Origin of the sequence: Gottschalkia purinilytica (genome assembly GCF_001190785.1) — a bacterium.
GTDB lineage: Bacteria > Bacillota > Clostridia > Tissierellales > Gottschalkiaceae > Gottschalkia_A > Gottschalkia_A purinilytica.
In genome coordinates this window covers 1-8,485 of the sequence record NZ_LGSS01000032.1, presented here as the reverse complement: position 1 = coordinate 8,485, position 8,485 = coordinate 1, and the positions used below count along the sequence as shown (strand labels likewise).

The window sequence follows — 8,485 nt, the reverse complement described above, 5'->3', positions numbered from 1 at the left end:
ATCTGCCTTACAAGCAGGGGGTCACAGGTTCGAGCCCTGTCGCGCCCACCATAATAAATAAACTTAGTTAATGCTAAGTTAATATTTAACATAAATCATAAATCTTAATTACTTACTACTTATGGCCTGGTAGTTCAGTTGGTTAGAATGCCAGCCTGTCACGCTGGAGGTCGAGGGTTCGAGTCCCTTCCAGGTCGCCATATATGCTGGTGTGGCTCAATTGGTAGAGCAACTGACTTGTAATCAGTAGGTTGGGGGTTCAAGTCCTCTCACCAGCTCCACTTTTTTTATAAAAGAGGGCTTCAAGATATAAGATTTTGGGGTTCTTTTTTAAACTTATAGCTATTATAATATTATCATACATAAAAAAGTCGTAGGATGTTGAAGCCCTACGATTTTTTTATTTGTTATCATTTATTTTTGTTTAGCTTCCCATCTTAAATCGGGACCATAGAATTTTAAAATAGTAAATTTACTAAATATCCTAGAGAATATTCTATCAGTATATACATTGGCTATTTCTATAGGAGATAGATTAGTGGAAATTATAGTTTTATTACCTTGTAAGAGCCTAGAATTAACTATATTGAATATTTCAGTATTAGTAAAGGTATTTGTAAGTTCTGTACCTAAATCATCTATTACCAGTAAATCAGCTTCAAATAAGAGGTTGTACTCTTCATCACTAAATTCACTATTATGATTTCTTCTAAATTTATGATCTTCTATGATTTCTAGTATCTTGAAAGCTGTTTGATATATAACAATTTTACCTTTGTCTAATAAATTCTTAGCTATACAATTACACATAAATGTTTTTCCAAGTCCTGTTGTACCATAAAAAAGTAAGTTCTCGCCATTATTTTTATCAAAGTTAAAGCAGAATCCCTCACATGTATGCAATATTTCTAATATGTTTTGTCGAGGAGTAAGCTTTTTATTTTCAAAAGGTTCATTAGAAAATATATCTATATTAAATGTTTTGAAATTTTCTTTTTTAAGTTGATATTCTATATTGGACATTTCATATGCGTTTTTTATCATTGATTGCTTTAAACACCTGCACTTGTTGCCATTTTCCAAAAAGCCAGTGTCACTACAGTCATTACATGTATAATTTATGTCTAGATATTCTATAGGAATATTATTTTCAGTCATTAATATAGCTTTTTCTCTTTTTAGGTTTTCCATTTTATTTTTTATTTCATTTACTTTTTCTTGATATGAGCTAGGATCATGAAGTAATGCTTTAGATATAAGTAAACCTGTTTTGGATATTTCACTATCTATTTCCTGTATTTTAGGAACTTTTGAGTATACTTCCTTCTGACGTAATTTTTGCTCATATATAGCTTTGTCTCTTCGTTTTTCATAACCTCTTAATATATCTTTTAAGGATTTATGCACAATAATCCTCCTTTAACCTCTTTTATTAAGAACCATTTTTTCAAGTTCTTCTGCGGTATACTTAGAAGTTCTTTGTTCAAAGTTGTGAAACTTAGTTTTAAAATTCTGAGATTGATTCTGTCTTACATTTGAGTTTATACTTTTTTTAGCACTTCTGTTCTCTTCATCTTTTTTTACAGCACTTACATCCTTTATACCATCTTTGTGCCATGAAGATAATATACCATCTATGTAACTTACACTTGGGTTTGATGTTTTTTTAGTATTTTCACAAGCTTTTAGTATAACTTCTATAGTAAATTTCCATTCATCAAACCATTTATCTATTACTCTCATTTCACTTTCACTAGGTTGTCTAAAACCAAATCCTAAAGATTTCATTATTCTTTCATATCTATAGAATTTCTCATCCTTAGATTTTAAATAATCTTGTAAAGCTTCTAAATTAGTTATACCCGAGTCATACCAATTTCTAACTATACCTTCAACATAGCTTAGATTACGTCTTCCTTTCTTTTCCATGGAGTGAAAAAAGGCTTTAACTATGATATCAGGATTCATATTATAATTGTATATCCATTCAAGAACTCTTTTTCTTTCGTTAGGAACTAAAGGTCGTCTAATAATATAGTCTATAGAATTAAACATATCATTTATTCCAGGAATTTGATTGGCCTCTACTAAGTCTTCAGCTGAACAAGTATATAAGTTAGAAGAACCAGTTTCTTCATTAGAAATTATATGCTTATAGTTGTTTCTTATGTAAAGATGTCTTAAGTTCACAAATTCAATCATATAATCATACTCATCTTCACTATCCTTGGGATGCTTATTTATCACACCTTTGCTTTCCCAAAAATCCCATGCCCTTAAAACATCAGATAAAGGTATGTTAAGATGTTTAGCTATTACTTCATTAGTTATGTTTAAAGTTGTATCATTATCCTTGGCATATTTAAATCCCAATAGATACACCTTAACATATGTTCCATCTGCCATAGGCATAAAGTCATTTATAAATATATTTTCTATAGGAGTTTCTCCTAAATCCATGTCAATAGTTTCTACGAAGAAAGACATTAAATTCACCTTCCAATAGTTAAGTCTAATAAATATTATATCATAATAAGGTACTATTTTTAGAGAGAGTAATCACAAGAAATTTATATTTTTTATAAGCTAAAATATATTATTATTACAATTTTTTTATAAAAAAAGGAGTTAATAATAATTGTTGTTTATTTTGTTAAAAATAGTAAAGTCATTATTTATCTATCAATTATAACCATTTTACCAATAACTATTTACTTAAAATAATATCTAAGTTACATGGAGCGTGGATAAATAGTTTATTTCTAAAAAATAAAATTTTTATTATATGGTAGTTGAACTATTTAGAAATAATAAAAAACTAAAATTATAGATAAATAAATTTATAATAAAAAAGCTTTAAATTTTTAATTTTTTGGCAATGATAAAAGTAATAGATAATATTTAATACTAGAAAAACTAGTATAGATGTTAAGTTAAAAAAATTAAATATGACAAAGAATAATATTTTTTATAGCTTAATGTAAAAAAATACTAGAGAAAAACATTGAAAATAAGTATTTAAAAGTAGATTTAGTAACTCAAATGTAAAAAATGTAAAAAAAGTATTGATTTGAGATCACAATATGATATAATTTATGAATAGTTATTACATTTTAGTTACAAAATAGTTACTAAACACTGTAAGCTAAAGAGAAGCTTACTTTTTAAGTGAGAAAGGAGCGATAGGATGAAAAGCTCGATTCTTAAGAAGAATGACATTTCAAAATTTAATAAAGATGAAGTTAGTTCCACATGTAGTAGACGACTAAGAAAATTATATCTCAAAGAAAATAAAATAAGCATCTTACTAATACTTATAACAGTAATATCAATTATAGCTGTAATACAATATAAGAAATATGAAATATCTACTAGAGCTTTTGGTGTTATGCTAGGTGGTAAAAAGATAGGTGTAATTAGAGATAAAAAATATCTAAACGAGTTGGTAGCTGATCTTGAAGAAGAATTATCTGAGAATCATAATAAAAAAATAAGTATAGATAAAAACTTCATGTTTTTAAGTACAAATGTTAGAGATAAAGATTTGACACCTGTAGACTCTATAAAGAAAAATATAAAAAATAACTTAACTACTGGTGTTATTGGATATGCTATAAAGATTAATGACAAAGATATTGTGTACTTAAGCTCTAAAAAATTAGCAGATGAGGCTTTAAATAAAATAAAAGAGCCTTATGTAGGTCCTATAGAAGGTCAAGTATCTAATATAAAAAATGTTAAACTATTAGAAAATGTTAAAGTAGAAGAGAAAAATATACCTATTAAAAAATTTAGTGATTTGGATACAGCTTTAAACAAACTTAAATATGGAAAAAAAGAAGTTAAAAAACATATAGTACAAACTGGAGAAAGCTATTGGACTATAGCAAAAAATTATGGTTTAAAGTTAAAAGAATTGGAAGAAGCTAATCCAGATAAAGATCACTTAAAGATAAGACCTGGTGAAGAAATTAATATATCTACTTATAAACCTCTTGTTACTGTAGTTACAGAAGAAGAAGTTAATTATACAGAAGATATACCATTTGAAACTATATATGAAACAGATGATTCACTATATAAGAATAAAGAGAAAGTAAAAATAGAAGGAACACCAGGTAAAGTGGAGAAAACTAGTAAAATAGAAAAATATAATGGTGTAGAGGTAAGTAAAGAGGTTATTAAAGAAAATGTGCTATCTGAGCCAGTATCACGTATTATAGTCAAGGGAACTAAAGAACTTTCTGGAATAGGTACAGGGGAGTTTGTAACTCCTACAAGAGGAACAATTACATCTAGATTTGGCTCAAGATGGGGAAAACATCACCAAGGGATCGATATAGGTGCAAGGATTGGAACCCCTATTGTAGCTGCTGACAGTGGAGAAGTAGTGTTTTCTGGATGGAATAATGGTGGCTATGGGTATATGGTAGAAATAAATCATAGTAATGGTTACTCTACAAAATATGCACATTGTAGTAAGCTATATGTAAAAGCAGGAGATAAGGTTGAAAAAGGAGATAATATTGCAGCAGTAGGAAATACAGGAAGAAGTACAGGTCCACATTTACATTTTGAGGTAATAAAAAATGGAGTACATCAAAACCCAGATGGTTATCTAGATTAAAGTTTATTTTATTAAAGCAAAAAATGAAGTGCACCTCAAATATTAGATAAAAAATCTAATATTTGAGGTGCATTAATGTTATATTAAGTAAAAATTTATTAACTGACAAAGATGACATTCAATAGCTGAGTGTCATTTTTTCATATATTATGATAACTAACTAGATTTTTACTATGTATAGATTATATTAGGGAAAAAGTAATATTTTTTATAAAGTTCTTATTAACTTAATAAAGTTAATATAATATAAGTTATTAAAGATGAACGGATTTGTATTTTTATTGTATCATAGCTATTTCCTGCTGCTTACCAAATCTAACAAAAAAGTTACGTATTCGAAAATGGGCTGTTTTTCAGAAAAAAAACGAACTATATTTTTACTTAATTAAAACATATAATGAAGACGCAAAATAAATTAAAGCTAGGAGTTGATGTAATTGAAAAAAGGAAAATTGACAAGAAGTATTAGTATGCTAACAATTTTGGGTTTAGCTTTAACTTTCGGGTCTCCAACATTTGCTGATGGAAACCAAACAGCAATAACGAAAGGGCAAATTGAACTTAAAGAAAATGATGAACCAACGTCTCCTGTTGATCCTTTGGATCCAAGTAAGCCAGCTGGTGATGAAGATCCTAACAATCCATCGACAAATAACAAAGGACCGTTATCTTTGGACGTAGCGCCTGGAGCTTTTGATTTTGGTGTACAAAAAGTATATGGAAACAGACATACATATTATGTTGAAAAAGATTTCAATCAGTTTTTACAAGTTACTGATAACAGAGATGCTGATGTTTATGGATGGACTGTTAAAGTAAAACAAGATGGTTACTTGAGAAATGATAGCTATGAACTTTCAGGAGCTACTATTGCTATTCCTAAAGGAGTGGCTAGAAATTCCTTAAATGATGACCCAACTCAAGAAGATTCTACATTAATAACAAAAGGGGTTGAAATTAATAACCAAGACCAAACAGTTTTTGCATCACCAAAAGAAAATTTATCAGGAAAGGGAACATCAACTGATACTTGGAAATCAAAAGATGTAAGTTTAACTATTCCAAAACAAACAGCTAAATCAGGTTCATATCACAATACTGTGGAGTGGACGTTAACTGCTGAAGTGGAACAATAACTGTCAGATAATAATTTAAAAGTTGGAATAGGCTCTTCGAGGTTCTGTTCCAACTTTTTTTATATACAAAAATGTATTGATCCGTAAGTTTTGATGTTGGGAGGTTATTTTTTGAGATTTAAATGGAAAAGCTTATTTTTCATACTTTGTGCATTTTTCTTATTATCTAATCAAATAGTACAAGCTTCTGAAAATAAAGTTAATAAAGAACATGGAAATTGTGGAGTTCAATATAGTGTGAACAAAATTAAGTCTAAATATGAAACAGATGAAAGTCATTCTTACTTTGATTTACATGTTAAACCAGGAGATCAGATAGTTATAGAGTCAAGAATCCACAATTCGTATACTAATCCAATTAAGATTAAACAACAAGCACTAACAACCTTTACAAACGATAATGGTGAGATAAGTTATACTTCAAAATTAAAAGATGATCAATTCGATAAAAGTTTAAAAATAAAATTTTCTGAGATTAGTCAAATTGACAGAAAAAGTCTTCTTGTAGTAGAACCGAATAGTGATAAAATCGTAACAATGAAGATTAATGTTCCTAAAGATGCTCAAGATGGTGTGATTCTAGGATCCTGGTATTTTGAAAAAGAAAATAGAGAGAATAAAGATAATAAAGATAATAAAAAAGAAGCTATTCAAATTCATAATAAGTATAGTTATGCCATTGGGGTAAAACTTACTGTTAATAAAGAAATCGAAAAACCAAATTTGAATCTATTAAGTGTGGATGCTGGACTTAGCAATTATCACAAAGCGTTTAAAGCTCTTATACAGAATGATAGACCAGCTATCATCTCTAGGCTTAATATTAATGCGAAAATAACCAAGAAAGATAATAAACATGTCCTATTTCGTAGCAATAGACAAGACATAATCATGGCACCCAATTCGAACTTTAACTATCCTATAATGTTAGGTGATAAGAAACTAAAACCTGGAGAGTATACTTTATATTTACAAGCTAGAACAAATGATCCAAAATGGCAGACGAAATCATGGAAGTGGAAAAAAAACTTCCGAGTTTCCGCTGAAGAATCAAAAAATCTAAATGCAAAAGCTATTAATGATAATCAGCAACATTTAAATTTATGGTGGATTCTATTAGGAACTTTATTATTTGTTCTAATCCTAATCTTACTAATTCTTTATAATAAAATTCGTAAGTATAAACAAAAATTAGAACAAATGGAAAGAGGTAATGCAAAATGAAAAAGACGAGTGCATTTCTTTTAGTAATTTTGATTTTATATATAGTGCTTCCGGTTATTCACATTATGCCGGTCAATGCCCAAAATGTTACTGAAGAGAGTATAAGGCTTTCTGTTAATGGTTCTGATCATGCTGTAATTACTGAAAAGTCTTTTGACTTAAAAGTTGATCTTTCAAATACGACTGACGTAAAGGACTTTAAGAAAGATGGCGAACAATCATCACAATCAATAAATATTGAACTGCCAAATGAAATTTTTTATGAAGCAAAAGATAATCCTAATTTGATGGACAAAGTTAGTTATGATCCATCTACAAAGGAAATAACCATAAATAATATTGCAGAAAAGAGTTTTCTCATTAGATTACATCGAAATATTGTTGAAGCTAAAGATGTAAAAATAAAAGCAACAATTAAAGTCAATGATCGAGTAGTAAAAGAATCTAATGAGATGGTTCTAAGTCTAGATAGTAAAGAAAAAGAGAGTTCATCAAGTGATAATTCGGAGTCAATTGATAATATAGATCTTTCTAGGGATTTAGAAAAGAATGAAGATTATCCCAATATCTATAATAAGATGAAAGAGCAAAATAAAACGGAACTAACTAAAGGAAACTCAATAGAAACACATCCATTTGTATCTTCTGAGGAAAATACAGAAATAATCAAGCAAGAAAATATAGAGATAGATGAAAATAAGGAAAATGAAACTAAACAAGCACCAGAGAATGAGGACAGTATTGCAAATGTGTTTGACGAAAAGACTTGGCATGATGCTTGGAATAATCCAAAAATAAAAGTAATCAATATTACACAAGATTTCTATACAATGGATCGTATTACACCGGGTGCTAACACATTTTTTAATACTAGTTCCCAATACAATCGTGAATTAACGATAAAAGGTAATGGTCATACAATTGACGCAGGTAGTGAAGCTATTTCAATGTATGGAAGAAATTGGAGAGTTAAAGTTGAAAACTTAAACATCTATCATCGTAATTGGTATGGATTTATTACTACAGCTTTTGGTGCCCCAGATTCAGAAATAACTTTCCACAATGTAAAGGATACTGGTGCACAAATGTTACATTCTTTTAATAGTAAGTTAATTCTTTCAGGAAATATTGAAAATAATCAAGTTGGTTCATATACTTCGCCAATTAATGGTTATACCTATAACGTAGTATTATCTAGTAATGGTGACGGAAAAGATGGTATCGCTGTTCGAGGACAAGCAAACTGGGAAGTTGCTGATGTTGTCGTTAAAGAAGGAGCTAAAATCAAGGCAAATGGATATAGTAAAGTTTCAAACTTTTCCATTGGGAAGGGTGGAAATGTTCAAATCGAAAAAGACGTTTCTATTCTTTTTGATAATTCAAACTCAGAAAATCATGTAGGTACTGATGCTTCCCCGTCAATTTATTTTTATGGAGCAGGTTCATTAATACTAGGAGAAAATAGTCATATGAAAATTATTAATGGGCCAGGTCGTGC

Annotated in this window: 6 protein-coding genes and 2 tRNA genes; 6 read left to right on the top strand and 2 right to left on the bottom strand. The window is 29.0% G+C overall.

Features of this window, described 5'->3' with window-relative positions:
• Positions 1–123 precede the first annotated feature (123 nt).
• Both CLPU_RS15815 and CLPU_RS15810 read left to right on the top strand, forming a co-directional pair.
• A tRNA-Asp gene (locus CLPU_RS15815) sits at positions 124–200 on the top strand.
• A gap of 5 nt (positions 201–205) precedes the next feature.
• Positions 206–281, top strand: a tRNA-Thr gene (locus CLPU_RS15810).
• Positions 282–414: 133 nt separating this feature from the next.
• Here CLPU_RS15810 and CLPU_RS15805 read toward each other — a convergent pair.
• Together CLPU_RS15805 and CLPU_RS15800 are read right to left on the bottom strand one after the other, a co-directional pair.
• Positions 415–1,407, bottom strand: coding sequence for an ATP-binding protein (locus CLPU_RS15805; protein WP_050379008.1), 993 nt, complete (start codon positions 1,405–1,407; stop codon positions 415–417).
• A 12-nt stretch (positions 1,408–1,419) separates the two neighbouring features.
• Positions 1,420–2,487 (bottom strand): DnaD domain-containing protein, encoded by a 1,068-nt coding sequence (locus tag CLPU_RS15800; RefSeq protein ID WP_050379006.1) that lies wholly within the window; start codon positions 2,485–2,487, stop codon positions 1,420–1,422.
• Between the two features lie 700 nt (positions 2,488–3,187).
• On the opposite strand from CLPU_RS15800, the gene CLPU_RS15795 reads away from it, so the two are divergent.
• From CLPU_RS15795 to CLPU_RS15780, 4 genes are all read left to right on the top strand, one after another.
• The gene (locus CLPU_RS15795) at positions 3,188–4,627 is read left to right on the top strand and encodes a peptidoglycan DD-metalloendopeptidase family protein (RefSeq protein ID WP_050379005.1); all 1,440 of its coding nucleotides are present in this window, start codon (positions 3,188–3,190) and stop codon (positions 4,625–4,627) included.
• Between the two features lie 437 nt (positions 4,628–5,064).
• Positions 5,065–5,763 carry a WxL domain-containing protein gene (locus tag CLPU_RS15790; RefSeq protein ID WP_050379004.1) on the top strand — a complete coding sequence of 233 codons (699 nt, stop codon included), beginning with the start codon at positions 5,065–5,067 and terminating at the stop codon, positions 5,761–5,763.
• A gap of 111 nt (positions 5,764–5,874) precedes the next feature.
• Positions 5,875–6,987, top strand: coding sequence for a WxLIP family cell surface protein (locus CLPU_RS15785; RefSeq protein WP_050379002.1), 1,113 nt, complete (start codon positions 5,875–5,877; stop codon positions 6,985–6,987).
• A partial coding sequence (locus tag CLPU_RS15780; protein ID WP_131701623.1) for a pectate lyase-like adhesive domain-containing protein occupies positions 6,984–8,485 on the top strand: 1,502 nt, incomplete at its 3' end. The genes CLPU_RS15785 and CLPU_RS15780, both read left to right, overlap by 4 nt.